This window comes from Hymenobacter terrigena (genome assembly GCF_054776515.1).
Genome location: NZ_BAAHBU010000001.1, coordinates 112001 through 137750 on the forward strand (window position 1 = coordinate 112001; position 25750 = coordinate 137750).

Sequence of the window (25750 nt, forward strand, 5' to 3'; positions counted from 1 at the left end):
GGCGGATTACGGCGCGGGCGAGCCGGCTGGCTTTTCGTATACTTCCACTTCCACCAGACCCAGGGTGCCGGGCGGGCCGGCCTGGTCGGTGGCGGCAGTGGGCACTTTAGGCGTTTCGAGCTCGGTGATATTGAAAGCGTCTTTAGCCTGGGTGGTGCCGGTTAGCTCAATGCGGAGCTTCTGGCCGGTGCGCGGCGGAAATACGGCCGTGAAATAGCCCAGGCTGCGTTCCGTAGTGCCACTGAAAACTTCCTGCCCATCAAGCAGAATGCGGATAGGGTAGGTGCTGGTGCGCCAGCCGGTCACTTTCATGGCTACCTGACTGATGTTGGCGGGGCGGGCCAGTGCGTATTCAATCCACGGCCGGCCCTCCTTTCGGTCCGAAATCCACTCCGACAGCTCATTGTCATCGAAGCTGAAAGGGGCGTTGGTGGCGTTGGAACTGGCCGTTACGGCGGTAATGGGCACCGTTACGCGCGACACGGTGAACGACGGCCCCGCCGGCGTGGGTCCGCGCCGCATATTCACCGGTAAATCCGCGCCCGGCAGCTGCGCAGCCAAGCCGTTTTCCACTATCACGGGTTCCGATTTCAGGCTGATTGTGGCCGGTTTCAAGCTTTCAGAAGTGGCGGCAATCGTGATTTTGCCGGCCTGCGTGGTGCTGCGAATGAGCACCCGGTTTACGCCGCCTTCCACCGGCAGGCTGCGGGCCAGAATGTAATTGCCCGGCCCCTGGGCCAGGCCGCCGCGCCACTCGGCTGGGCCGCTCAGGGTGAAGTTGACCATGTTAAGCGCCGTGGGGCAGCGGCGGCCCTGCGCGTCGATGACTTCCACCTGAACCAAAGCCAAATCGGCACCATCGGCGTGCAGACCGGCGGGGCTTATTATCGGGCTGAGGCGCAGGGCCACGGCCGGGCCGGCGGTCTGGTGCTCGGCTTGGCTCACCGCTTTGCCTGCGGCGTTATAGCTCACCGCGCGCAGGGTGCCGGGCTGCCAGGCCACGTTTTTGAAAGTGTAGAGGAAGCGGTAGCTCTGCTGCCCGAAACCCAGGGACTTGCCATTGAGAAACAGCTCCACTTTTTCGCCATTCGAAACCACGTCCACGTTTTTTACCGTGCCCATTTTATAGTTCCAATGGCCGATGATGTGCGTGCGGGGGTTCTCGGGCTCTACCCAGCCGTCCCACATTACCTGGTGGGCGTAGTAGCCGTCCTTGGCGATGCGCAGGGCGTCGACTTCGCCGCTGCGGCGGTAGTTTTCCTCGCCGCGGTAGTGGGTGTTGGTGTCGGAGAATACGATGTTGACGCCGCCGGCGCTGCTGCGGGTGCCAGTGCCGGGCCGCTCGTGCCAGTAGTCGTACCAGCGCATCACGTCCTCGCGGGCCTGCGAGTCCTGGTTGCGGTTGTAGTCGGCCGCATTCGCGCCCTTGTAGAGCGGGCCGGCGCCGTCTTTATGGAAAGGCGGCGTAAGCTCGTCCCAATACTTGCGCAGGGCCTCGTCGCGCGAGTATTCCATGGCCCAGAGTGGCTTGGTGGCGCTTTTGTTGATGTAGAGCATCTCGCCGCCGTACTCGGCCTGCGGAATGTCCAGCATCTCGCGCGAGCCAATGGCGCGGCCACCGTGCGGGTCATACCGGTTCCGAATGTCCTTCAATTCCTGCATGTGGGCGGCGCTGATGCTCTCGTTGCCGCCCTCGTAAAACAGGATGCTGGGGTTGTTGCGGTTGTAAATGATGGCGTCGCGCATCAGCTCCAGGCGCTGGCCCCAGCGGCGGTCGGCCACGTCTTTTTCGGCGTCGCCGGCGGGCATGGCCTGGGGCAGGCCCACGCGGTCGCAGCTTTCGAGGTCCTGTTTCCAGGGCGTCACGTGCATCCAGCGCACCAGGTTGGCGTTGCCGGCCACCATCAGGCCGTTGCTGTAGTCCGAGAGCCAGGCGGGCACGCCCAAGCCCACGGCGGGCCACTCGTTGCTGGTGCGTTGGGCATAGCCGTGCACCATCATGGCGCGGTCATTCAGCTTGATGAGGCCGTTGGCGAATTCGGTTTTGCGGAAGCCAGTGCGGGTTTTTACTTCGTCGATGACTTGTTTGTTGGCGATTAATCGGGTCGAAACCGTGTACAGGTAGCCGTAGCCCCAACTCCAGAAATGCAGCCCGCTGAGGCTGGCGCGGGCCGTCACCGTTTTGGTTTCGCCCGGCTGCAAGGTCGTTTCGCCCCCGCTGAAGGTGCCGATGGTTTTGCCCGCGCCATCGGCTACCGACGTTTCAAACGTGAAGGTGTGAGCCGCCGGAAACTCGTTTTTCACCTGCGCCTCGGCTACCACCGTGGCCCGGCCGCCGGCCACGTCGAAGTCCTGCGCATACACGTACACGCCCGTGGTGCCCAGCGCCGAAAACAGCGGCAGCGTCTGGTGCAGCGGGTTCGTGACGTGCAGAAACACGTTTTTGGGGATGCCGCCGTAGTTGGCGTTGAAGTTGCGGTTGCTCCACTGGTACGTCTGGCCGCTGGCTTTTTCCTGGTAGTCCCAGTCGTTATCCGTCCGCACGGCCAGCACGTTTTCCTGCGGCGCGGGCTTGAGAAAAGGCGTCAAATCGAAGCCCACGGCCATTACGCCGTTTTCGTGCAGGCCCAGCCGCTGGCCGTTCAGGTAGAACTCGCCGGCCAGCCGCACGCCTTCAAACTCGATGAAAACCCGCTGGCCCGCCGCCCCGGCCGGCAGCCGGAAATGCTTGCGGTACCACGCCACGCCGGTGCTCAAATCCTTGATGTCTTTGCTGAACGCCTCGTCCTCGTTCCAGGCATAGGGCAGGGTCACGCTTTTCCAATTCGCATCATCAAAGGAGACAGCCGCCGCGCCGGGCACATCGCCTACCCGCACCTTCCAGTCGGGGTTGAAGTTGAATTTCTGACGGCCGGCCGGAGCAGGGCCGGCCAGCCCGACAACGCCCAGGCTCCACAGCAACAGCAGCAGCCCGGCAGGCTGGCACACGCTTGCAAACCAGCGGAAATGGGGATTCAACATGGGGTGGGAAATAGGAGGGAGGAGCAAAAGAAGCGGCCGTCACGGCTCGTACTCTCCTGTACTGTGGGGTGCGGCGGGCCGAACGCAGCTACGCCCGGCTCCGGCCCCATCGGCGAATTGCCGACCGAAGCCAAAACCGGGCGTAGCGCCTCAGCAAACAGGTTTTTAGTAGCCGGGGTTCTGGTCGTAGAGACCGGGCACGGCGGCCAGTTCGGCCTGCGGCACGGGGTAGAGCAGCAGGTTGGCGGTGATGGGCCGGGTGATTTTGTTGAACGGCGGGGCCAGGTCTTCGCGCTGGGCCCAGGCGTTCATCACGGTCAGGGCCAGGCCGGAGCGCATGAGGTCGTACCAGCGCAGGTTTTCCCCGGCAAACTCGCGGCGGCGTTCCTCCATGAGGCTTTCCAGGGTGAGGGTGGTGAGCGGCGGCACGCCCGCCCGCACCCGGATGGGGTTCACCAGCAGCAGGGCATCGGCCACGCCGCCGCCCACGCCGTGCATCTGGCATTCGGCCTTCATCATCAGGATGTCGGTGTAGCGCAGCACGATGTAGTTCAGGCCCCAGTCGGTGCGGCTGGCGCCTTTGGCGGCCACGTTGATGTATTTCTTGAAAAACGGCCGGGTATCGGTGGTGTTCTGGAAGGTGTAGCCAAACTGAATGTTAAAGGCCCGGCGCAGGTCGGTGGTCGAATACGACACGTTGGCCAGGTCATTCGAGGTGGGCTTGATTTCGACCGAGCCGGCCGAGAACGACAGGCCCAGCTGGCTGTAGTAGCCATCAGGCGCCACAATGTTCTGGAACGAGCCACCCACCGAGCCGTTGGCGAAGTACTGAATGTCGAAAATTACTTCGGAGTTGTTCTCAGCCGTGGGCGAGAAAATGCCGGCGTAGGTGGCCTGGGTGGCGTAGCGGGCCGTGCCTTTGGCATCAATGATGTCTTGGAGGAGGGCGTTGGCCTTGTCGTACTCGTTGGAATTCAGGCCGGGGCCTTTGATGCCGTAGTCGGGGCCGGAGCGGGTCAGGTATACCAGCGCCAGAATGCCCTTGGCGGCGCCCACCGTCACGCGGCCCACGTTGGCCCCCGTGTAGGAAGTGGGCAGGTTGGCGATGGCGGTGCCCAGGTCTTTAATAATCAGCTCGTACACTTTGGCTACCTCGGCGCGCGGAATCTGGGCTACTTCGCGGGGCAGAATGGCGTGTTCAATCACGGGCACCTTGCCAAACTTGCGCACCAAATCGAAGTACATGAAGGCCCGGATGAACTTGGCTTCGCCCTCGTAGCGGGTGCGCAGCGCGGCCGGCACCACCGAGCCGTTGGCGGCCAGCTGGTCGAGCATGACGTTGGCCCGGTAAATGGCGGCGTAGTCCGAAGCCCAGGCATCGGCCACAATGGCGTTGATGTTGAGCAGGGTGGAAAAGTTGTTGATGGGGTCCCAGTCGCGCCCGCCCACGGCGCTGGAGGCGTAAATGTTGTCGGAGCGCACTTCCGACAGGTACACCTCGCGGTCGGGGTAGCCGCGCAGCGTGCTGTACACCGAGGTCATGGCCTGGTCAAAGTCGCCGGCCGATTTATAGAAGTCCGGTACCGAGCCGTTCGAAATCGGCAGCTGGTCCAGGTCTTTTTCGCAGCCGCTCAGGGCCACGGCGCAGGCCAGGCTTAGGAAGAGGAGGATTCGTTTCATGGGAATTTTCAGAAGGGTGAGCGGGACAAACCCAGCCGATTAAAAAGTGAGGTTCAGGCCCAGAATCAGGGTTTTGGCCAGCGGCAGTCCGCCGTAGTCGGAGCCCGACACGAAGGTGCTGCCGTTGTTGGTGTTCAGGGCGTCGGGGTTGAGGCCGCCGTAGTAGTTGTCGTGGCCGAACCAGTTTTCGGCGGTCACATAGATGCGGGCACCCTGTGCCACGCGCTTGTTGATAACCAGGCCCAGGTCGTAGCCCAGCGTGATGGTGCGCACCCGGTAATAGTTCGACGAGTACAGCCAGTCGGTGTTGCGGATGAAGGTGGTGCTCAGCGGCGTGGCCGTGCCCTTGATGCCATTGCCGGGGTTGTCGGCCGACAGCCAGCGGTCGCGCACGCGGCCCAGGGCGTTTTCCTTGTAGCCCACGCCCATCCGGTCGATGGCCCGGCCCAGGGTGGAGTAGATGGAGCCGCCGGCCTGGCCCTGCACCAGGAAGCTCAGGTCGAAGCCCTTGTAGCGCAGCGTGTTGGTCATGCCGTAGGTGTAGGTGGGGTTGGGGTTGCCCACCACTTGGCGGTCGTTGAAGTCAATTTTGCCGTCGCCGTTGAAATCCTCAAACTTGGGCTCGCCGGCCGACTGCGTACCCAACTGAGCCACTTTGCTGTCGATGTCGGCCTGGGTGAGGATGCCGGTCTGCTTCACCACGAAAATGCTGTAGATGGGCAGGCCCACTTTCAGGATGTTGCTGGGCGTATCGAGGCCGTTGGGCACTTCGATGGTGGCATCGCCGGGGCCCAGGTGCACCACTTTGTTCACGTTGTGGCTCAGGTTGAAGGAGGTGGTCCAGGAGAAAGCGCCTTCCAGGTTGCGGGTGTTCAGTTCCACTTCCCAGCCGTTGTTGCGCACCTCGCCGATGTTCTGCAGGCTGGTGGTGAAGCCCGAGCCGCTGGCCACGGGCACGTTCAGGAGCAGGTCCTGGCTGGTTTTGGTGTAGTAGTCGGCCGAGGCCGTGATGCGGTTTTTGAGGAACGCCACGTCCAGGCCGAAGTCCAGGGTGCGGTTGCGCTCCCACTTCAGGGCCGGGTTGCCCACTTTGTTCGGGGCCTGGCCCGTCACCTGCACCGCCGAAGTGCCGCCGAGGGCGTAGTTGGCGAAGCCCAGCGTGGCAATGCTGCTGTAGTCGCCAATGGTGTTGTTGCCGGAGTAGCCCAGGCTGCCGCGCAGCTTCAGGTCGCTCAGCACGTTGGTGGTAGCCGCCATAAACGGCTCCTGCGAGATGCGCCAGCCGGCCGATACGGCCGGGAAAACGCCGGCCCGGTCCTCAAACCCGAAGCGCGACGAAGCATCGCGGCGCACGCTGGCCGAAAGCAGGTACTTGCCGTCGTATGCGTACTGCAGGCGGCCGAAGTACGAGAGCAGCACGCTCTGGGTCTCGGTGGTGTAGTTGGCGCTCGTGCCCGTGATGTTGGTGGCCGCGTTGAGCGTGGTCAGGTTGTTGTTGATGAAGCCGCCGTTCGAGGCCAGGGCCACGTTGTCGAGCTTGGCGAAGTTATATGCCTGGCCCACCAGCACGGAAAAGTCGTTTTTGCCGATGACCTTGCCGTAGGTGGCCGTGTTCTCGTTCACAAACGTCTGGCGGCGGAAGCCGGCGTACGAGCCGCTGGCCAGCGAGGTAGCCAGGTTGCGCGTGGGCGGCTGAAACGACTTCGACGTGGCGTCGGTATTGTCCATGTTCAGCGAGGAGCGCAGGCGCAGGCCCGCAATGGGCTGGTATTCGCCAAATACGGTGCCCAGCGTGCGGAACGTGCGGGTATCGCCCTGGTAGGCTTTGATAACGGCAATGGGGCTGGCCGTGCTCACGCCCCAGCTGTAGTTGGTGTTTTTGCCGTAGGCCGTGTTCACGCCGGCCGTGTCTTCCACCACCGGGGTTTCGGAGAGCAGCTGATGGAAGCGGTTGTCCTTGCCTTCGATGCCCGGGTCGGTCGCAATCGAGAACGAGGGGCTCACCGTCAGGCCAAAGCGCAGCTTGTCGTTGGCTTTTACTTCCACGTTGGCGCGGGCCGAGTAACGCTTGTAGTCGAGGCCGATGGCGAAGCCCTGCTGGTCGCTGTAGTTGCCCGACACGAAGTAGTTTACGTTGTCGGTAGCCCCGGAGGCGCTCACCTGGTAGCTCTGGCTCAGGCCCGTGCGGTAGAGCTGGTCCTGCCAGTCAATGAATTGCAGGCCGGGGTGGCCGGGCAAGGCCCAGCGCTCATCCAGCATCAGGTCGGTGTTGTACTGCGTGGGGCCCAGCTGCGTGGGCAGCGCGCCGGTAGCCGTGGGCGTGGTGTTCAGAATCTGGCGGCGGGTGGCGTTGTCCTGGTCGGCGGTGCGGGGCCGGGCGCCGGGCGTGGTCGGCGTCGAGCGCACCCAGTTGGTGTTGATGATTTCCGTGGCCTTCGCAATCCACTCGTCGCCGTTCAGCAGGTCAAGCTTTTTGGCCGCCTGCGAGCCGCCCACGTAGGTATTCACGCTAATTTGGGGCTTGCCCGAGCGGCCGCGCTTGGTGGTGATGAGCACCACGCCGTTGGCCGCCCGCGAGCCGTAGATGGCCGCCGCCGCGGCGTCCTTCAGCACCTCAATCTTCTCAATGTCGTTGGGGTTGATGTTGTCGAGCGGGCTGCCGGCGCTGAAACGCCCGCCGCCGTTGGCCGCCGCCGTTTCCAGCGGAAAGCCATCGATTACATACAGCGGCTCGTTGCCGGCAGAGATGGAGCCCGCCCCTCGCACCTGAATGCTGAAGGCCCGGCCGGGCACGCCCGATACCTGCTTCACCTGCACGCCGGCCAGCTGGCCCACCAGCGCCTGGTCGACGCGGGCAATGGGCCGCTCTTCCAGCTTGCGGGCGTCCAGGGTGGCAATGGCGCCGGTCACGTCGGCCCGCTTCTGGGTGCCGTAGCCCACCACCACTACCTCGTCGAGGCTCTTGGTGTCGTCGCTCAGCTTGATGTTGAAGGTGCCAGGGCCGGAGAAGGGTTTCTCCTGGGTTTGAAACCCGATAAAGCTGAATACCAGCGTCCCGGCCTTTTCGGGCACCGAGATGCTGAACGAACCGTCGGGGTTGCTGGTGGTGCCCAGCGTAGTGCCTTTCACCACCACGGTCACGCCGGGCAGGCCTTCGCCGGTGGGCGAAGTCACTTTGCCGGTCAGCTGCCAGTCGGCGGCTACGTGGCGCACGGGGTGCGCGGCGGCCAGTGCCGTTCCCGGCCCCGCCAGCAGGAGCATTGGCACGCAAGCCGCGAGGCGCAAACGATGCCAGGGATAAAACTTCTTCATGAGCGTATGAACTTGGGTGAGATTTTTTTGAAGAAAGAAGGGACGTGGAGGCCGAACTTGAGGCCAATATTATGAGGGCGTTTTGCCGGTACTCTCCTGTAGACTACTGGTTAGGGCCACTTCGTTTAGTAGTTGCTTACTCACTACCGTTGAGGCTACCGTCCGGGGCTCGTCGGGCAAGCCAGCCCGACGCTTTGCGGGAGCCCAACCCCGGCGCTACCAGGCGCAAAGTGCCCTCACGTAGCGGTGGCCCAGCCGGCATGGGCAGTTGCAGCCGCCCATACCGGCCTCGCCCGGGGGATTGTGGTAGAATTGGTAGAAACCTGCCGGGGTTCACCATTCATCTATACAAAAAACTAAATTTTCTAATTAATAGCCTTCCCGCACCCTCCTGCCCGCACCCAAAAACAATTATCGGCCGCTACTCTTTGCCCTGCGTGGGTGTGCGCCACTGGTCGGTGCGGAAGGGCGAGGCCGGGAGCCCCGCCGCATTGAACAGGTTGGGTATCGGCGATTTACTCCACCCAAAGCGCACCGCCACCGGCCGCGCCACCTGCGGGCTGCTCGCCACCACCGTGTGCCCCACGATGCGCGCCTGGGCGGGCCGGAACACGCTGTCGGCCCCGGCAATGGTGAACTCGCGCAGCGCTCCGTCGCGGCTCAGCAGGCCCTCGGCGTAGTCGAAGGTGAGGACGACCTCACCATTTTGCACCCGCATGGCCTTATAAAGCGGGCCGGAGTAGGGGAGGGACTTGTTGCCGTAGGTTTTGGCCAGCGCCCACAGGGCCAGGCGGTGGCCCACGGTCTGCTTGTCGCGCGGGTGGATGTCGAGCGAGTCGCCCACGTCGGTGGTCACCACCATGCCGGTGTGCGGCACGGTTTGCCAACTTAGCAGTTGGGCTTCGCGGATTTCGGGATTCTGGCCCTTGTGCGGGGCTATTTGCACGAAGTAGAACGGCAGGCTGGGCTGCTGCCAGTCCTGCCGCCAGTTCGCAATCATCGCCGGAAACAGCGTGCGGTACTGGTAGGCGCGCTCGGCGTTGCTCTCGCCCTGGTACCAGATAACGCCGCGCAACGTGTACGGCTCCAGGCCGCGAATCATGCCATTATAGAGCTTGGCGGGCGACTTATTGCTGGTGGCGCTGAGTGGCTCTTCCGGCTTAGGCGTTTTGCTCTGCGGAGTGGTGGCTTTTTCCTGTTTCCATGCCGCCAGGGCGGTTTCGTAGGCGGGGCGCTGGCTCAGGCCAGCTTCGTAGCGGCTGAGAATGGGCCGGAGTACGGGGTTGCTGTTCAGCACCTCCCGCCGCGTCCACGACTCGGCCGGCGTGCCGCCCCAGGAGGAGTGAATGAGCCCCACCGGGACGCCCAGCTTCTGGTGAATTTCGAGCCCGAAAAAGTAAGCCACGGCCGAGAATTTGCCCACGGTTTTGGGGCTGCACACCACCCAGTTGCCGGCCACATCGCGCTGCGGCGCATCGGCCACCCGCTCCGCCACCGTGAACATGCGAATGGCCGGGAAATGGGCCTGCGGAATTACTTCCGCCGCATTCTTAACGCCCGTCATCCATTTGGCCGAGCCCTTATCCACCGAGAATTTCATGTTGGACTGCCCCGAGCACAGCCACACTTCGCCCAGCAGTACATTATTGATGGTGAGCTTGTTTCGGCCTTCGATGATGATGGTATAAGGCCCACCAGCTTTGGCGGTGGGCACGCGCACCAGCCAGTTGCCCTGCGCGTCGGCGGTGGCTTTGGCGGGGGCTTTTTGCCAGCTGGCGGCTACGGCCACGGCCTCGCCGGGGGCGGCCCAGCCCCACAGCGTCACGGTGGTTTTTTGCTGAAGCACCATGTTATCGGTGAGCAGCGCGGGCAGGGTAATAGTGGCGCGGCTGAGGCGCGGGAGTATCAGCAGCAGAAACAGGAAGTAGCGGGCCATGAGTGGAAGTAGCGCGGACGTTTAGTCCGCGAGTTGAACGAACGATAGAACCGGCGCGGGCTAAAAGTCCGCGCTACGTCACCTTCAGAATAAATGCCGAGGCCGTCATCTCCTTCCCACCCTGCGAGGCGCAGAAGAGGTATTCGGGCCGGCCATCGCGCAGCAACAGCTGCGGCCGTTCGAGGCGGCCGTAGCGCTTGAGCTTGGGCGGCGCGGGCGGCTCCTGCACGCCGTAGTCGCGCAGGGGTAGGAAGGCGATTTTGGGGAACGTCCAGGCCTTGCCGTCCTCGGATTCGAGGTAGAGGCCCACTTCCTGGCTGTACACGCCCATATCGCGGGCCAGCAGGCAGAATTTGCCGTGCTGCCGCCACACAAAAGCGTCCTCAAACTGCTTGTTATTGCCCTGCTTCGAGAAGTCGATGACCGGGTTGCCTTCGAATTTCACGTAAGGCCCTTCCAGTTTATCGGAGATGGCAAGGCCGTATTTGCGGTTGCCGCGAATTTCCTGGCCTTTGGCCTCGTCGTATTCCTTAGTGTTCCACGATTTGTAGTAGAGCCAATACTGGCCGTTGGGGTGCTTGATGAAGGCCGGATTGGTGGTGCAGTGGTCGTCCCAGGCGCCGGCCGGGCCGGGTAGGAGCAGGGGCGCGTCGGGCCGTGTCCAGGGGCCGTTGAGGGTGGGGGCGGTAGCCAGGCCGATGCGCTTGGTGTCGGTTTTGCCGTTGGAGTTGCCCATGAAAAAAAGGCAGTATCGCCCGTCCACGAATTGGATGCTGGGGTTGTGGCAGGTGGTGGCATCCCAGTGGCCGGGGCCGCGCGGGGCCAGCACGGTTTCGCGCACCGTGTAGGGGCCTTCGGGCTTGTCGGCCACGGCGTGGGCTATTTCGGAGCCATTGAGCCAGCCGCCCATGCCCTTTTTGGCGTCCCAGCGCGAGAAGAAAACGTGCACCCGCCCATCGGGGCCGTAGATGGGCGAGTTGCACCACACGTAGTAGTCGGGCAACTCCAGCGCCCGGCCCACGGGCCGCAGGTGCTTGCTGAACTTGGCGAAATCGGCCCTGGGATAATCAATCAGCCGGCCCGTGAAACCAGCCAGCGCCCGCGTGAGCGGAGTCAGGAGTAAACCAGTCAGAAACGTGCGACGAGCCAGCATGAGCGAGGGATGGAATTGGAGAGACGGGTGGGAAATGATGCAACTACGGCCGCTTTTCGGATGGCACTCTCCTGCACTCTGCCGGAGCCATGACAGTGCAGGTAAGCGCCAGCGGGAGCCGCCGGTACTTTTAGCGCATTCGTCACTTCCCGCCCATGAAAAATTCCCTCCTGACCATTGCATGCGGTATGCTGCTGGCCACATCGGCCGCTGCCGAGTCGCCCAAAACCGCGTTCAAATTTGATTTCGGGCCTGGCAAAACGGCTGCTGGCTACCAGCAGGTGCTGCCCACGGCCACTTATTCGGATGCTACCGGCTATGGCTTCGATTTTGGCACGACGGTAACGGGCGTGGACCGCGGCGGCAAGGATGCGCTGAAAAGCGACTTCGTAACCAGCAAGCAGCCCTTCTACTTTTCGGTGAAGCTGCCCGAGGGCAACTACAACGTGACCATAACGCTGGGCGACGTCCAAGGCCCATCCAGCACGTTTTTGAAGGCCGAATCGCGCCGGCTGCTGCTCGAAACCACCGCCACCCAACCCGGCCGGTTCACCACGCAAACCTTCACGCTCAACGTCAAAAGCCGGCGCATCAACGACACCGAAACGGTGAGCCTCAAGCCCCGCGAGCTGCACAAGCTGGATTGGGACGACCGCCTCACCCTCGAATTTGACGGTGCGAACCCCTGCCTGGCCGCGCTGGAAATAACGCCTGCGCCGCAAGCCGTGACGGTTTTCCTGGCCGGCAACTCCACCGTGGTGAACCAGGACGACGAGCCCTGGGCCGCCTGGGGCCAGATGCTGCCGCGCTTCCTCAAGCCCGGCGTGGCCGTGGCCAACCACGCCGAATCGGGCCTCACGCTGGGCAGTTTCCTCAGCTCCAAGCGCCTGGCTAAAGTGCTGAGCGTGATGAAGCCCGGCGACTATTTATTCATCGAATTCGGCCACAACGACCAGAAAGACAAGGGCGAAAACGACGGTGCCTGGAAATCATATTCTGAACGACTGCACCTGTTCGTGCAGGAGGCCCGCAAAAAAGGCGGCATCCCGGTCATCGTCACCTCTACCAGTCGCCGCACCTTCGGGGCCGATGGCAAGATTGAAAACAGCCTCGGCGACTTCCCCGCCGCCGCCCGCAAAGCAGCGGAGGAGGAGAAAGTAGCCCTGATTGACCTCAACGCCATGTCGGCCAAGCTGTACGAAGCCCTGGGCGTCGAAGAATCGAAAAAGGCCCTCGTGCATTACCCCGCCAACACCTACCCCGGTCAACCCGAGCCGCTGGCCGACAACACCCATTTCAACCCCTACGGTGCCTACGAGCTGGCCAAGTGCGTGGTTGAAGGCATCAAAACCAACAAGCTGGGCCTGGTGAAATTTCTGAAAAACGACACGCCGACGTTCGACCCCGCCCGGCCGGATGCGCTGGCGAATTGGGCCTGGATGGACAGCCCCCGCAGCGCCGTGACCAAGCCGGACGGGAATTAAGCCGAATGCTTCGGAAAAGAACCAATTCTTTCCCCAATGAAACTCCCTGCTCTCCTCGCATTCTTCGCCTTTAGCACCGGACTCGCTTCCGCCCAAACGGGGCTGCCCGAAAACGAGGCCCTCGTCTTCTGCTATTTCAAAAACAACGGCCAGGACGGCCTGCACCTGGCCAGCAGCCACGACGGCTACACCTGGACCGCCCTCAAACACGATAGCACCTTCCTGCGCCCCACCGTGAGCAAGGACCGCCTGATGCGCGACCCCTGCATCCTGCACGGCCCCGATGGCCGCTTTCACATGGTCTGGACGGTGAGCTGGCAGGACAAAGGCATCGGCTACGCCAGCTCCAAAGACCTCATTCATTGGAGCGAGCAGCGCTTCCTGCCCGTGATGGCGCAAGAAGCCGACACCCGCAACACCTGGGCCCCGGAAATCAATTACGACCCTGCCACCAAAACCTACCTCATCTATTGGGCCAGCACCGTTACGGGCAAATTCCCGCAAACGCAGAGCCAGGAGGAAAAGGGCTACAACCACCGCATCTACGCCACCAGCACGAAGGATTTCCAGGCCTTCACGCCCACCAAACTCCTCTACGAGCCGGGCTTCAACGTAATTGATGCCAGCATTCAGCCCGATGGCCGGCGCTTCGTTATGTTCCTCAAGGACGAAACCCGCGAGCCCGTGCAGAAGAACCTGCGCGTCGCCTTCTCGGATAAGCTGACCGGCCCCTATTGCCCGGCCTCTGCCCCCATCACCGGCAACTATTGGGCCGAGGGCCCCACGGCCATCAAGCTGGGCAATGAGTGGCTGGTGTATTTCGACAAGTACCGCGAGCATAAGTACGGCGCCGTAAAATCGGTTGATTTGACGCATTGGACGGATGTTTCTGACCAAATAAAGCTGCCGGCGGGCCTGCGCCACGGCACCATTTTCCGCGTTTCGGCCAAAGAGCTGAAGCTGCTGGAGCAACAGTAGAAGCCGATGATTTTTATGACTAAAATCTATTGCCGCGTTGCTTGGGCCTTGCTGGCTACCGCATTGGTTCTGACTGCGCCCGACCAGGCTCGGGCGCAAAAACCATCAGTAAAAGTGGCCGGCAAACCTGCTCCCAAGCCACTGTTCCACGACCCGATTTATGACGGCGCAGCCGACCCGGTCCTCATCTGGAACAAGCAGGCTAAAAAATGGTGGATGTTCTACACCAACCGCCGCGCCACCGATACCACTGCTCGCGGCGTCACCTGGGTGCACGGCACCCGCATTGGCATCGCCGAATCCAGTGACGGCGGCACCACCTGGACCTACCGCGACACGGCCAACATCAACTACCGCCCCGACCCCGGCTACACCCACTGGGCGCCCGACATTGTGGAGGACCGGGGCCAGTACCATATGTTCCTGACCTACGTGCCCGGCACCTTCACCGACTGGCAGCACCCGCGCGTCATCATCCAACTCACCAGTCCCGATTTGCTCAACTGGAAGTACGTGCAAACCTTGCCGCTCATCACCGATAAAGTCATCGACGCCAGCATATTCAAGCTGCCCGATGGCACCTGGCGGCTGTGGTACAACAACGAGCGGGACCACAAATCCATCTACTACGCCGACAGCCCCGACCTGCTGCACTGGACCGACCACGGCCAGGCCCTGAACGAGCGCGGCGAAGGCCCCAAAGTCTTCCGCTGGCACGACGAGTACTGGATGATAATCGACCAGTGGAAAGGCATGGCCGTGTACCACTCCACCGACCTGCTGCACTGGCAGCCCCAGCCCGAACGCATCCTCGAGCTCCCCGGCCAGGGCCGCGACGACCAGGCCATTGGCGGCCATTGCGACGTGGTGGTGAGTGGCAAGCGCGCCTACGTGTTCTATTTCACCCACCCCGGCCGCAGCAAAGCCACCCCCGCGCCAGTAAATTCAATCGCCGCCAAACGCAGCGTAATTCAGGTGGCTGAGTTGGAATTCAAAGACGGCAAACTAACCTGCGACCGGGACAAGCCGACGGTTGTGCAGCTGCTGAAACCGAAAGGCCTGTAGAGACGCGAAGTATTGCGCCTTTGCACAAAACTTTTTCCGCGCCCATACAGTTTAAATACCAAACGGTATATTTGCACCGTCATCATGTCCAAAGCCGAGCGTACCCGCCAGTTCATCATCGAGCAAACGGCCCCTGTTTTCAATAAGCAGGGCTACGCCGGCACGTCCCTCAACGACCTCACGGCCGCCACCGGCCTGACCAAAGGCGCCATCTACGGCAACTTCGAGAACAAGGAGGAAGTGGCCCTGGCCGCCTTCGACCACAACCTCGGGCTGGTGCTGGAAGGCCTGCGCGCCGGCACCAACAGCACCGCCCCCGTGCGCGAACAGTTGCTGGCCATGCCGCGCTTCTACCGCCAGCGCTACCCGCAGCTCAAGCAGAGCGGTGGCTGCCCCATCCTCAACGCCGCTGTGGAATGCGACGACGCCCCGCCCACCGCCCTGCTCCAGCGCGTGCAGGACAGCCTGGCCAGGTGGCACCGCAACCTCGTGCGCCTCATCGAAAAAGGCCAGCAAACCGGCGAAATCAAGCCCACGGCCGAGGCCAGCCGCTACGCCAACTTGTTCATCACCCTCACCGAGGGCGGTATTCTGGTATCGAAAGCCACGGGCAGCTCCACGGCTTTATTCACCAGCCTCGACCACATCGAGCATCTGATTGAAACCGAATTGGTAGTCTGATATTTTTTTACCCAAAATTATACCGATTGGTATAATAATTTCTGCGTCTGATGAGTCCCCTTCGCCTTTTCCTGCTGTGCAGCACGGTCATTGCCGCCGCCGTGATGGAGCTGATTGATACCAGCATTGTGAACGTGGCGCTCTCGCACATGAGCGGCAACCTGGGCGCCACGCTGGCCGATACTTCGTGGGTTATCACGTCCTACGCCATTGCCAACATCATTATCATCCCGATTACCAGCTTTCTGGCGGCGCGATTTGGGCGGCGGCGCTACTTCATTGGGTCGATTATTTTGTTCACCGTGGCGTCGGCGCTGTGCGGCACGGCGGGCAATATCTGGACGCTGGTGGCTTTCCGGTTCGTGCAGGGACTGGGCGGTGGGGCGCTGCTTTCCACTTCGCAGACCATTGTGTTTGAAGCATTCCCGCCGGCCAAGCGCGGGGTGGCGAGCGCGCTGTTCGGCATCGGCGTGTTTACCGGGCCCACCATTGGGCCGACGCTGGGCGGCTACATTCTGGACGTGAGCACCTGGCACTGGATATTCTTGGTGAATGTGCCCATCGGCGTGGTGGTCACCCTGGCGTCGTTTTTCCTGGTGAAGGAGCCGGCCGTGCAGGTAGCGCGCAACACGCTGCGCATGGACTGGGTAGGCCTGTTGCTGCTGATTGTGGGCGTGGGGGCGCTGCAAGTGGTGCTGGAGCGCGGGCAGGAAGAAGACTGGTTCCAAACGACGTACATCATGCAGCTGAGCGTGGCGGCCGTGGTGGGCATTGTGGCCTTCATCTGGTGGGAATTGACCACGGAATTCCCCATCGTGAACCTGCGCGTGCTCAAAAGCCGGACGCTGGCGGTGGCGGCCATCCTCACGTTTGTGACGGGGATGGGGCTGTTTACATCCGTGTACCTCACGCCGGTTTTTGCTCAGCGCCTGCTGCATTTTCCGGTGCTCGATACCGGCTTGCTGCTGCTGCCGGGCGCGGTGCTGGCCATTTTCTGCCTGATGCTTACGGCCCGCGCCTTGCAAGGCGGCGTGCCCATTCCGGCCGTGGTCACGCTGGGGTTCCTGCTGTTTTTTGCGTTTAGCTGGCGCATGGCGCTGCTCAATGGCACGGCGGGCAAGGGCGATTTTTACCTGCCGCTGATTTTGCGCGGGGCGGGGCTGGCGCTGCTCACGGTGCCGCTCACGGCGCTGGCCGTATCGGGCTTGGCCCTCAAGGATATCGCCCAGGGCGCGGCCCTCAATAACATGATGCGCCAGCTGGGCGGCTCGTTCGGCATTGCCATCGTCAACACCTTTCTGGCCACGCAGTTTGCGGTGCACCGGCAGGCGCTGGTGACGCACCTCACGGCCGGCGATTTGCGCGTAGCCGAGCGTCTGGCCGCCGGGGCGCAACTGGTGGCCGTGCGCCTCGGCCAGCCGGTGCTGGAAGCCCAGCGCCGTGCCTATCAGTTACTGGATGCGGCCGTGAACCAGCAGGCGGGCATCATGAGCTACAACGACGCTTTTCTGCTGGTGGGCTGCTTTTTCCTGGCCGCCATGCCGCTGCTGCTGCTGGTGCTGAAGCGCAAGGCCGGCAGCGGGCCGTTGCAGGTGAGCTTGTCGGACCACTAAAGGGTAGGGTGCGGGGCGAGCCCCGCCCGTGGTTGCACGGAGTCCTTGAAATGGCACAGACGGCGGGCGGGGGCAAGCCCCGCACCCTACAACTTATATCTCAAAACTCTTTCGTTATGCCTGAGTACAAACGGGTGGTTATCACGGGTGTGGGCGCCCTTACGCCCATTGGCAACGACGCGGCCAGCTTCGGACGGGCGCTGCTGGCCGGCGTGAGCGGTGCCGCGCCCATCACCCATTTCGATGCATCGAAATTCAAAACCCGCTTCGCCTGCGAGCTGAAAGGGTTCGACCCGCTCAACTTCCTCGACCGCCAGGAGGTGCGCAAGTACGACTTGTTCACGCAGTATGCGCTGGTGGCGGCTGAGGAAGCCATTCGCCACGCCGAGCTGAATTTTGACCAGTTGAACCGCAACCGCATCGGGGTTATCTGGGGCTCGGGTGTGGGCGGGCTGGGCACCTTGCAGGAGCAAATTACCGAGTTTGCGCACGGCGATGGCACGCCGCGCTTCAATCCGTTTATGGGCGCGAAGATGATAATTGACATCGCGGCCGGCCTTATTTCCATCAAGTACGGGCTGCGGGGGCTGAATTTTGCCACGGTTTCGGCCTGCGCCACCTCCACCACGGCGCTTATTGATGCCTTCAACTACATCCGCTGGGGCAAGGCCGATGTGCTGATTTCGGGCGGCTCGGAAGCGGCCATTAATGAAATCGGCATCGGCAGCTACAACGCCTTGCGGGCGCTTTCGACCCGCAACGATGACCCGGCCACCGCCTCACGGCCCTTCGATGCAGCCCGCGACGGATTTGTGGTGGGCGAAGGCGCCGGGGCACTGATTCTGGAGGAGTACGACCATGCCCGGCGGCGCGGGGCCCCCATTCTGGCCGAGGTGGTGGGCGGGGGCATGGCGGCCGATGCCTACCACCTCACCGGCACCCACCCCGAGGGCGAGGGCGCCTACCTGAGCATGCTGGCCGCGCTGGACGATGCCGGCCTGCACGCCGCCCAGATTGACTACCTGAACGCCCACGCTACTTCCACCGGCCTGGGCGATGCCAGCGAGCTGCGGGCCATCGGGCGGGTGTTTGGGCCGGCGCCGCACCTGCACATCAGCGCCACCAAGAGCATGACGGGCCACCTGCTCGGCGCTGCCGGCGCGGTCGAAGCCATTGCCTGCGTGCAGGCCGTGCAGCAGGACGTGGTGCCGCCCACCATCAACACCACCCGGCCTGACCCGGAAACAACCGGCCGCCTCCAGCTCACGCTGGGCCAGCCTGCCTACCGCCCTATTGAGTACGCCATGAGCAATTCCTTTGGCTTCGGAGGTCACACGGCCACGCTGATTGTGAAGAAGTTCACCGCCTGATTTTTGGCCGTCATGCTTCGCTGCGCACGGCATGACGGCCAAGCCGCTTTCTCAACTAAAACCAAAACAGCTGCGCCGGCAGCCGTCTGCAAATCCGGCAGCTTTTACCAATTCCACTTTTCAACATCATGAACATCATCAACAAAACCATCCTCGTCACGGGCGGCGGTTCCGGCATCGGCCTGGCCATTGCCAAATCCCTCTCCGAAAAAGGCAACCGCGTCGTCATTGTGGGCCGCAACGAGGCCAAGCTGCAAGCGGCGGCCGAACTGCCCGGCGTCACGGCCATTGCGGCCGACATCAACGACGCCGCTGATATCGCCCGGCTGGTGCAACGGGTCCAAACGGAGTTTGGCGACCTGAGCGTGCTTATCAACAACGCGGGCCAGGCTTCGGCTTACCAGCTTACCGCCGGGGCGAATGCCTTTGAAAAAGCCAGCGCTGAAATTGCAACCAACTACCTGGCCATGATTCATCTGACCGAGTTACTGCTGCCCGTGCTCAGTGCCCAGCCGGAGGCGGCAGTGGTGAACGTGTCGTCCATCGTCGCGTACGCGCCATCCTCGGCCGTGCCCACGTATTCGGCCAGCAAGGCGGCGGTGCATTCCTATACGCAAGCGCTGCGCCACACGCTTAAGCCGACGACCGTGCGCGTGTTTGAGCTGATGCCGCCGTTGGTCAACACCGAGTTTTCGACTGAAATCGGCGGTGAAAACGGCATTCCGCCGCAGCAGGTAGCCGACGAGCTACTGGTTGGCTTAGCCAATGGCGACGACGAAATCCGGGTGGGCAATACGGCTGGCTTTTATGAATTCAGCCGCACTGCGCCCGCCGAGGCGTTTGCCTCGATGAATGGCTAAAACGGCGGTGGTGCCGAACGCAAGGGAGCCCCTTATCATGTCTGCCTAGAATTAGTGCAGGCATGATAAGGGGCTCCCTTGCGTTCGGCACGACGGGTTTGCTAGAACAAATCGTCCTTCACCGGCGCGATGTAGGGCTGGGGCTTGCTATCCGTGGGCGGCAGGCCAAAGTAGAAGTAGAGCGTGCGCTTGATGGGGGCACCAGTCAGGTGGTTCGGCTCGCTGTTGGGGCCAAGCTTCTCGGGGTGCTGGTCGATGTTGAGGCCGAGCTTGGTGCCGATGGGCGGGATGCCGTCGAGAAAGGAAATGTCGCCGATGGGCAGGCCGGGCTGGGGCTTGACGCCGCTGAGGCCGTAGAAATTGAAGCGCCGGACGAAGAGGTTTTTGTCGGGGCTGGCGACGAGGAATTTGCCCTCCACAGTATTGAATTCCATCCAGGCGATGTCGGCGAAATAGCCTTTGAACTCGGGGTAAATCCAGGGCGCGGCCGCCGTTTGGGTGTTGTTGTTGGCGTTTTCCCACACGTTTAGCGTCGTGCCGGCGAGGCGGTTTTTCCAGGCGCGGTAGGGCCCTTGGCCCAGCCACTTGGCCCCAATCACGAAGTTTTCGGGGTAGCTGAAGCTGAGGCCGGTGAAGGCGTGGTCGCCGGTGAGGGCGTACTCGTAATCCATTTGCAGCCAGCCGGTGGCGTGCATCTTCCAGCGCACGGTGCGCAGGTCGCCGGAGTAGGTGGCTTCCACTACTTCGCCGTCGGGCTCGGTGCGGTGTTTCAGGCCGGTGAAGGTGGCAGTGCCGGCCACCAGCACGGGGCCGTTGGTGAAGCTGAGCTTGTCGCCGTTGTTGCCTTTGATGCCGCTGAGGTGGCCGTTGGCTTTGTTGAAGGTGACGCTGATGTTGCTGGCTTTCAGCGTGAGCGTGGAGTCGATTTCAGTGACTTCAACGGCGGCTTTTTCGGTGGTTTGCAGGGCCAGCACGCCGTCGAGCAGCCGGGCATTGCCGCCGGTTTTCCAGGTCCATTTGTAGACCAGGTTTTTGGCCGGGTCGAAGGCCGAGAGGACAATGGCGTCGTAGCTTTTCCAGTCTTTGGGCAGTTCCAGGTTCAGCTTGCCGGCGGCCAGCGGGGCCAGGCTGGGGCTTTTGATGCGGCTTTTCTTCTGCGTGATGCTGCCGGCAAAAGGGTCGCTCGGCTTGCGGAAATTCACCAATTCCCACTGAAAAAAGCACTGGCTGAGGTTGGTGAAATGGTAGCGGTTTTCAACTTCGACCTTGCCGTCGAATTTGGCCGGCAGCTCTTTCATTGGGATGTGCACGGGCGAGAAAATCTCCCGAATGGCGAAGAAGCTGCCTTCCTTTTCGCGGTGCGGGCCCAGCAGGCCATCGGGCGCGTTCACGCCGTTCACGTCGATGATGCTGCGCTGGTCGGTGCGCACGATGCCCTCGTCGAGCAGGGCCCAGAGGAAGCCGCCGCCCGAGCGTTGGGATTTCCAGTGCAGTTCCCACATGTCGGCCAGGCCGGCTCCGCCGCCGCCGTCGTCCTGGCTGTGCAGGAATTCGGTGGGCATGTAGATGAGCGAATCGGCGAGGATTTTCTGCGTGCTGTAGTAGTCCTCGTAGTGGTTGCAGTCGATGCCGCTGTAGGCGTTGCCGGGCTTGTGGTGCGGGTGAATTACCGGGCGTTTGGTGAGGTCGTATTGGGCGAAAATGGCGTCGAGCTCCTTGTTGGTGCCGCCCTCGTTGCCGTTGTCCCAAAAGATGATGCTGGGGTGGTTCTGGTCCTTTTCCACCATGGCGCGCACCAGGGGCGTGCCGGCCCGGGTGCTGTAAAATTTCTGCCAGCCGGCCAGCTCATCGAGCACGTACAGACCCAGCGAGTCGCAGAGGTGCAAAAACTCGGCATCGGGCGGGTAGTGCGACATGCGCACGGCGTTCATGTTCATCTCCTTCAGCAGCTTCACGTCCATCAGCTGGATGGAATCGTTGAGCGTGCGGCCGGTTTCGGGCCACCAGCTGTGGCGGTTGGTGCCCTTCATTTTCACCTGCGTGCCGTTCACGTAAATGCCCTGGCCGCGCCGCACTTCAATGGTGCGAAAACCGAAGGTTTCGGTGGCTTGGTACTGGGTTTCGGAGCCGGTGCGCAGCGTGAGGCGGGCGCGGTAGAGGGTGGGCGTTTCGGCCGTCCACTGGCGCGGGTTTTTGATGGTGGTGCTGAGGCGGGCCACGGTATCGCCAGCGGCAACGGTGGTGCTGGCGGTGCCCACGGTTTTGCCGGCCTGGTCGAGGATTTCGGCTTGCAGCTGGGCCGCCTGCTTCACGTTGCGCACGTTGGCGCGGAGGCTGAAGGCGCCGTTGGCGCGGGCGTCGATGGCAATGTTGTCGGCGTATTGCTGCGGGTAGGATTGCAGGTAAACCGGCCGGAAAATCCCGCCAAAAACCCAATAGTCGGCCAGCCGCTCGGCGTTGTTCACGCTGGGCTCGGCCGACATCTTGCTCACTTTCACTTCCAATAAATTCGCCTCGCCAAACTTTAGCTTGTCGGTGATGTCGTACTTGAAACGGTAGAATGCGCCCTGATGAATTGCGCCGGCTACCTGCCCGTTTACCTTCACTTCGGTATCTGTCATCGAGCCTTCGAACACGATTTCGACGCGCCGCCCTCGCCAGCCGGCGGGCACCGTGAAGCTGTGTTTGTAAAGGCCCTGCTCATCCGCGAAGCGGAAGTTTTTCCCGTAGGTTTTGTAGTCGCGGCCGTAGTTGTAGAGGCCGAAACCCTGCTGCTCCCAGCACGAGGGCACGGCGATGGTGGTCCAGAAACCACTTTTGCGCCCGCCGGTGCAGTAGAAATCCCACTGCACGGCGGGGTGGTTGTCGCGGCCGGAGAGGTACTGGATTTGGCGCTGCGTTGGCGTTTGGGCGTGGGTGGTTTGGGCCAGCAGCAGGAGCAGGAAGCAGAAGTATTTCAGGTTCATAAGTGGGTGTTAGAAGCCCGTTCAAAATGATAGGCCAATGGTGTGGGCCGGTGGGCCGTGCCATCGCCGCACTCAACCTCAGTAGTGCGTGTGGTTGACGACGGAATTCCGCAGGTATTCCAAATCCTTCTTCGAGTCTTTGCCGCTGTGCACGGCGCGGCGGCTGCCGAAGACACTCAGCCGGCCCTGGCTTAGCGTGATGACTTCCTCCGCGCCCTGGCCCGTAAAATCGAACATGTGGAAGACCATGTCCGGGAAGTACAACTCGCCGGTGCCGGCATCATTCAGGTGGAATTTGTGCCAGAACAACCAGGTGGAGCCGTCGCCGCGCCAGTTGCCGCGCACAAAATCGGGGTTGCCATTGAGGGGGTTGCCGGGCCATTTTTTCACCAGGTTGCCGGTGTTATCAAACCAGTAGAGCTGGCTGGAGAGGCCGGGCTCGTCGGTGCCCCGGGTGCCATAGGTGCGCCCGCCGATGACGACCTGCGGGCCGGGTACATTTTTCAGAAAATTGCCCACGGCGAGCTGCTGGCTGTGCTCGGCGGTGTTTTGCCAGATGATTTTGCCGGTCATGGCCTCGTAGATGAACACGCCGGTTTCGCTATTGGCGGTGGCGATGTCGAGCTTGCCGTCGCCGTTCATATCGATGAATTTGTAGCTGTCGGCGTGGTCGTGGTTGTCGGGCAGCAGGTCGAAGCGGTTCCAGATTTCCTGGCCCTTGGTGTCGAGCAGGAGGGAGCCGACGAGGACTTCGTCGAGGCCGTCGTTGTTGAGGTCGGTGGGGTAGATGTAGTGGCCGAGGTTGTCCTTTTTGCGGTGTTCGGTGTGCTGCCAGAGCTGTTTCAAGTCAGCGCTGTAGGCGGTCACGTTTTCGGTGCCGCCCATGTCGGTGTAGGCCACCAGGTCGTTGGCCGGGCCGGCGTGCAGGTGCGCGATGGCCAGCCGGAAGTTGTTGTAGGCGTGCGGCAGCGGCTGCGTGGGCCAGGGCGTTTTGCGCAGAATGCGGCCGGTGCGACCGTCGGCCACCACCAGCCACTCCTTGCCCTCGATGAAGCGCCAGTGCACGACTTCGGCGCGGCCGTCGTGGTCGAAATCCCAGAGCACGCCGGGCGCTTCAAATTCCGACCGTTCCTTCACGTACTCGGCAGGCGCTTGGTAGGCCCATAATTCCTTGCCGGAATTATCGAAAACGTGGGCCGAAAAGTCCGGCTCCAGCACCATGAAATCGGTTTTGCCGTCGTTGTTCACATCGCCGAATTTCACGGCGTTGGATAGTGGAATGGTGTATTGCTTCAACAGCGCCACCTCCTCCGGCAGCTGGTAGGGCCGCACGTCTTCCTCTTTCAGGTTGGCGTTTTTGCTCAGCACCAGCACGTCCACGGCTGCGCCCATTTCGATGCGCGTGAGCTTCACGTAAGCCAGGCCGGCGGGCAGCTCAAACGTGCCGCCGGCCTGCCAGCTCAGCGGCCCACGGCCGAAGGTGGCGGCCGTCACCTGGTCGTTGATGGCAACTTTGAAGCTGGTGTTTTTTTCGCCCTGGCTGCGCACAAACAGCGTGTAGGTGCCCGCTTCCGGCACCTGCACGCGCACCTGCATGTTGGTTTTGGACTTCAGCACCAGCGCGGTGTTGTTAAAAATCCAGGGTGCGTGCAGGGCGTTGGCATCGGCGATGATGTCGCCTTTGGGAATTTCCTGGATGAAGTCGGAAGCGGGGATGATGACGGTGCCCGGTAGCGGCGCGGGCCGGGCGGCGAGTGGCTGGGCCGCGCTACTCAAGCTGCTGAAGCAACCCCAAGCCATAACTACAACGGCAAGTTTTTTCATGCGGGAAAGGGCAGTAACGCGGACTTTTGGTCCGCGCGTAAACGCGTTCTAAATGGGCAACTCGCGGACTAAAAGTCCGCGTTACTTTAAATACTTGCTCAGGGCCAGCCCCTTGGTAGCCCGAATGCCTTCTGCCACGGTGGCCGCGTTCAGGATGGCGCCGGCTTCAATGGTGTGGGTGTGGTCTTTCGACGTGAAATACACGGTGCCCACTCTGGCCTCGCCTTCGCGGTCGTATTTATCGGCCACCAGCCGGTTCAAATCGATAAAATAGGCCCCGCCTTGTTTGGCGGCTTCGGCGGCCCATTGGGTATAGGTACCGGTGGCACGGTTCACTTTGCCGTCCTTCCACACGTTGCGCGGGATGAGGGAGCAGACCACCGGCGTGGCCCCTTTGGCCTTGGTTTCGCTGATGACTTTGCGCAAATACCAGCCGTAGCTGTGCACCACTTCCTGCTGCTTGGTGATGGGGTTGTAGACGTCCTGGCTTTCGTCGCCGTTGCTTTTGATGGTGCCGCGGGCGCGGGCGGTGTCGGCCAGCGGGCCGTCGTCGTTGTGGCCGAACTGCATGATGACGAAATCGCCGGGCTGGAGCTTGGCCCGCACGGCTTCCCACAGGCCCTTGGTTTGGAAGGTGCGGCTGCTGGTGCCGCCCAGCGCGTCGTTCTCGATGCGGATGCGGGTGGTGTCGAAGTGCGCGGGCAGGAAGTTGCCCCAGCCCCAGAGGCCGCCGTCGCCCTTGCCCTTGCCGTTTTTCACGGTGGAGTCGCCAATGAGAAAGAGCGTGGGCTTGCGCTTAGCAAGCGGGTGCGTGAAGCTGGCCAGCAGCAGCGCCACCAGCAGCAGGCCATAGCCCAGGCTGGCGCGCAGAGTCAGGTTGGGTTTGGTGGATTTCATAAGCCGGTTACTTCTTCAGGTACTTGTTCAGCGCCAGATTCTTATTGGCTTTGATGCCGTCGACCACGGATTCAGCATTCAAAATCGCCCCGGCTTCGTTGGTGTGGGTATGGTCGCCGGGGAAGAACTTCTTCACTTCCACCGGGCCTAGTTTCTCGTATTTCAGGGCCGTGATGTCGTTCAAATCAATGAAGGCCACGCCTTCCTGCTGCGCCACTTCCTGCGCCCACTTGCCGAAATCACTGCTGGCCCGGATGACCTTGCCGTCCTTCCACTCGTTGCGCGGAATCATGGAGCAGACCACCGGCGTGGCCCCTTTGGCGCGGGCTTCGCGGATGAATTTGCGCAGGTACCAACCGTAGGTGTTCACCGTTTCGGGATGGCCGTCGGGCCACACGAGGCTCTTGGTTTCCTCGCCGGTGCCACGCAGCACGCCGCGCCGGCCGGCCTTGGTGGTATCGGGCGGGCTGCCCTCGTTGTGGCCGAACTGCATCAGCAGAAAATCGCCGGGCTTGATGGCGGCGACGGTTTTGTCCCAGCGGCCTTCGGTGATGAAGGTGCGGGTGCTGCGGCCGGCTTTGGCGTTGTTGCGCACCTTGAGGCGGGTGGTGTCGAAGTAGGCGGCGATGACGTTGCCCCAGCCCGCCTGGGGCGGGTTCGGGTTGTTCACCGTGGAGTCGCCGATGAGGTAGAGGGTGGGCGGCGGCGTAGGCCGGCCGAAGGCGCAAACCAGCAACAGCAGGGCGGCAGCGGCCAGCAGATGCCGGGGGAGCAGGGGCTTTTTCACGGGTGGGGTTGGGGGAGAAGGAGCAGCGCGGTATTCGATAGCCAAATGTTGGATAAAATGCGGGCGGCGGTATCCTGCACCTACCTGCACACCGGGGGCACCAGCGCGTGAGCCGCCGGAGTA

16 protein-coding genes are annotated in these 25750 nt (G+C 62.3%); 7 read left to right on the forward strand and 9 right to left on the reverse strand.

What is annotated here, in order from left to right; translation table 11 throughout:
• Positions 1-6 precede the first annotated feature (6 nt).
• The 5 genes from ACYU7Q_RS00415 to ACYU7Q_RS00435 all read right to left on the reverse strand — a co-directional run bounded on the left by ACYU7Q_RS00415 (position 7) and on the right by ACYU7Q_RS00435 (position 11102).
• Positions 7-3021: a DUF4982 domain-containing protein gene (locus ACYU7Q_RS00415; protein ID WP_460607454.1), complete on the reverse strand. Its 3015-nt coding sequence runs from the start codon at positions 3019-3021 to the stop codon at positions 7-9.
• A gap of 165 nt (positions 3022-3186) precedes the next feature.
• On the reverse strand, positions 3187-4701 hold the full coding sequence (locus tag ACYU7Q_RS00420; RefSeq protein ID WP_460607455.1) for a RagB/SusD family nutrient uptake outer membrane protein: 1515 nt from the start codon (positions 4699-4701) through the stop codon (positions 3187-3189).
• A 39-nt stretch (positions 4702-4740) separates the two neighbouring features.
• Positions 4741-8013, reverse strand: coding sequence for a SusC/RagA family TonB-linked outer membrane protein (locus ACYU7Q_RS00425; protein ID WP_460607456.1), 3273 nt, complete (start codon positions 8011-8013; stop codon positions 4741-4743).
• 421 nt (positions 8014-8434) lie between these two features.
• Entirely contained in the window at positions 8435-9949 is a 1515-nt protein-coding gene (locus ACYU7Q_RS00430) for a sialate O-acetylesterase family protein (RefSeq protein ID WP_460607457.1), read from the reverse strand.
• Between the two features lie 73 nt (positions 9950-10022).
• Positions 10023-11102 (reverse strand): glycoside hydrolase family protein, encoded by a 1080-nt coding sequence (locus ACYU7Q_RS00435; RefSeq protein ID WP_460607458.1) that lies wholly within the window; start codon positions 11100-11102, stop codon positions 10023-10025.
• Positions 11103-11257: 155 nt separating this feature from the next.
• Between ACYU7Q_RS00435 and ACYU7Q_RS00440 the strand changes: the two genes are divergently transcribed.
• The 7 genes from ACYU7Q_RS00440 (at position 11258) to ACYU7Q_RS00470 (ending at position 19153) form a co-directional block, all read left to right on the forward strand.
• Positions 11258-12586, forward strand: coding sequence for a rhamnogalacturonan acetylesterase (locus tag ACYU7Q_RS00440; RefSeq protein ID WP_460607459.1), 1329 nt, complete (start codon positions 11258-11260; stop codon positions 12584-12586).
• 36 nt (positions 12587-12622) lie between these two features.
• Positions 12623-13564 (forward strand): glycoside hydrolase family 43 protein, encoded by a 942-nt coding sequence (locus ACYU7Q_RS00445; protein ID WP_460607460.1) that lies wholly within the window; start codon positions 12623-12625, stop codon positions 13562-13564.
• 15 nt (positions 13565-13579) lie between these two features.
• Positions 13580-14629 carry a glycosyl hydrolase gene (locus ACYU7Q_RS00450; RefSeq protein ID WP_460607461.1) on the forward strand — a complete coding sequence of 350 codons (1050 nt, stop codon included), beginning with the start codon at positions 13580-13582 and terminating at the stop codon, positions 14627-14629.
• A gap of 84 nt (positions 14630-14713) precedes the next feature.
• On the forward strand, positions 14714-15310 hold the full coding sequence (locus ACYU7Q_RS00455; protein WP_460607462.1) for a TetR/AcrR family transcriptional regulator: 597 nt from the start codon (positions 14714-14716) through the stop codon (positions 15308-15310).
• Between the two features lie 50 nt (positions 15311-15360).
• Positions 15361-16923 (forward strand): efflux MFS transporter permease, encoded by a 1563-nt coding sequence (locus ACYU7Q_RS00460; RefSeq protein ID WP_460607463.1) that lies wholly within the window; start codon positions 15361-15363, stop codon positions 16921-16923.
• Positions 16924-17039: 116 nt separating this feature from the next.
• A complete protein-coding gene (gene fabF, locus ACYU7Q_RS00465; RefSeq protein ID WP_460607464.1) occupies positions 17040-18293 on the forward strand; it encodes a beta-ketoacyl-[acyl-carrier-protein] synthase family protein in 1254 nt (417 codons plus the stop codon).
• 128 nt (positions 18294-18421) lie between these two features.
• Entirely contained in the window at positions 18422-19153 is a 732-nt protein-coding gene (locus ACYU7Q_RS00470) for an SDR family oxidoreductase (RefSeq protein ID WP_460607465.1), read from the forward strand.
• A gap of 101 nt (positions 19154-19254) precedes the next feature.
• Here ACYU7Q_RS00470 and ACYU7Q_RS00475 read toward each other — a convergent pair whose 3' ends face one another.
• From ACYU7Q_RS00475 to ACYU7Q_RS00490, 4 genes are all read right to left on the reverse strand, one after another.
• Positions 19255-22119, reverse strand: coding sequence for a glycoside hydrolase family 2 protein (locus ACYU7Q_RS00475; RefSeq protein ID WP_460607466.1), 2865 nt, complete (start codon positions 22117-22119; stop codon positions 19255-19257).
• A 78-nt stretch (positions 22120-22197) separates the two neighbouring features.
• On the reverse strand, positions 22198-23943 hold the full coding sequence (locus tag ACYU7Q_RS00480) for a hypothetical protein (RefSeq protein ID WP_460607467.1): 1746 nt from the start codon (positions 23941-23943) through the stop codon (positions 22198-22200).
• Positions 23944-24024: 81 nt separating this feature from the next.
• Positions 24025-24840, reverse strand: coding sequence for a rhamnogalacturonan acetylesterase (locus ACYU7Q_RS00485; protein WP_460607468.1), 816 nt, complete (start codon positions 24838-24840; stop codon positions 24025-24027).
• A gap of 7 nt (positions 24841-24847) precedes the next feature.
• Complete coding sequence (locus tag ACYU7Q_RS00490) at positions 24848-25627, reverse strand: rhamnogalacturonan acetylesterase (RefSeq protein WP_460607469.1); 780 nt, start codon at positions 25625-25627, stop codon at positions 24848-24850.
• Positions 25628-25750 lie beyond the last annotated feature (123 nt).

What these genes read in the sequence shown, in the direction of transcription:
- ACYU7Q_RS00415 (WP_460607454.1), bottom strand. Translation starts at nt 3,021, where the DNA reads ATGTTGAATCCCCATTTCCGCTGGTTTGCAAGCGTGTGCCAGCCTGCC.
- ACYU7Q_RS00420 (WP_460607455.1), bottom strand. Translation starts at nt 4,701, where the DNA reads ATGAAACGAATCCTCCTCTTCCTAAGCCTGGCCTGCGCCGTGGCCCTG.
- ACYU7Q_RS00425 (WP_460607456.1), bottom strand. Translation starts at nt 8,013, where the DNA reads ATGAAGAAGTTTTATCCCTGGCATCGTTTGCGCCTCGCGGCTTGCGTG.
- ACYU7Q_RS00430 (WP_460607457.1), bottom strand. Translation starts at nt 9,949, where the DNA reads ATGGCCCGCTACTTCCTGTTTCTGCTGCTGATACTCCCGCGCCTCAGC.
- ACYU7Q_RS00435 (WP_460607458.1), bottom strand. Translation starts at nt 11,102, where the DNA reads ATGCTGGCTCGTCGCACGTTTCTGACTGGTTTACTCCTGACTCCGCTC.
- ACYU7Q_RS00440 (WP_460607459.1), top strand. Translation starts at nt 11,258, where the DNA reads ATGAAAAATTCCCTCCTGACCATTGCATGCGGTATGCTGCTGGCCACA.
- ACYU7Q_RS00445 (WP_460607460.1), top strand. Translation starts at nt 12,623, where the DNA reads ATGAAACTCCCTGCTCTCCTCGCATTCTTCGCCTTTAGCACCGGACTC.
- ACYU7Q_RS00450 (WP_460607461.1), top strand. Translation starts at nt 13,580, where the DNA reads ATGACTAAAATCTATTGCCGCGTTGCTTGGGCCTTGCTGGCTACCGCA.
- ACYU7Q_RS00455 (WP_460607462.1), top strand. Translation starts at nt 14,714, where the DNA reads ATGTCCAAAGCCGAGCGTACCCGCCAGTTCATCATCGAGCAAACGGCC.
- ACYU7Q_RS00460 (WP_460607463.1), top strand. Translation starts at nt 15,361, where the DNA reads ATGAGTCCCCTTCGCCTTTTCCTGCTGTGCAGCACGGTCATTGCCGCC.
- fabF (WP_460607464.1), top strand. Translation starts at nt 17,040, where the DNA reads ATGCCTGAGTACAAACGGGTGGTTATCACGGGTGTGGGCGCCCTTACG.
- ACYU7Q_RS00470 (WP_460607465.1), top strand. Translation starts at nt 18,422, where the DNA reads ATGAACATCATCAACAAAACCATCCTCGTCACGGGCGGCGGTTCCGGC.
- ACYU7Q_RS00475 (WP_460607466.1), bottom strand. Translation starts at nt 22,119, where the DNA reads ATGAACCTGAAATACTTCTGCTTCCTGCTCCTGCTGCTGGCCCAAACC.
- ACYU7Q_RS00480 (WP_460607467.1), bottom strand. Translation starts at nt 23,943, where the DNA reads ATGAAAAAACTTGCCGTTGTAGTTATGGCTTGGGGTTGCTTCAGCAGC.
- ACYU7Q_RS00485 (WP_460607468.1), bottom strand. Translation starts at nt 24,840, where the DNA reads ATGAAATCCACCAAACCCAACCTGACTCTGCGCGCCAGCCTGGGCTAT.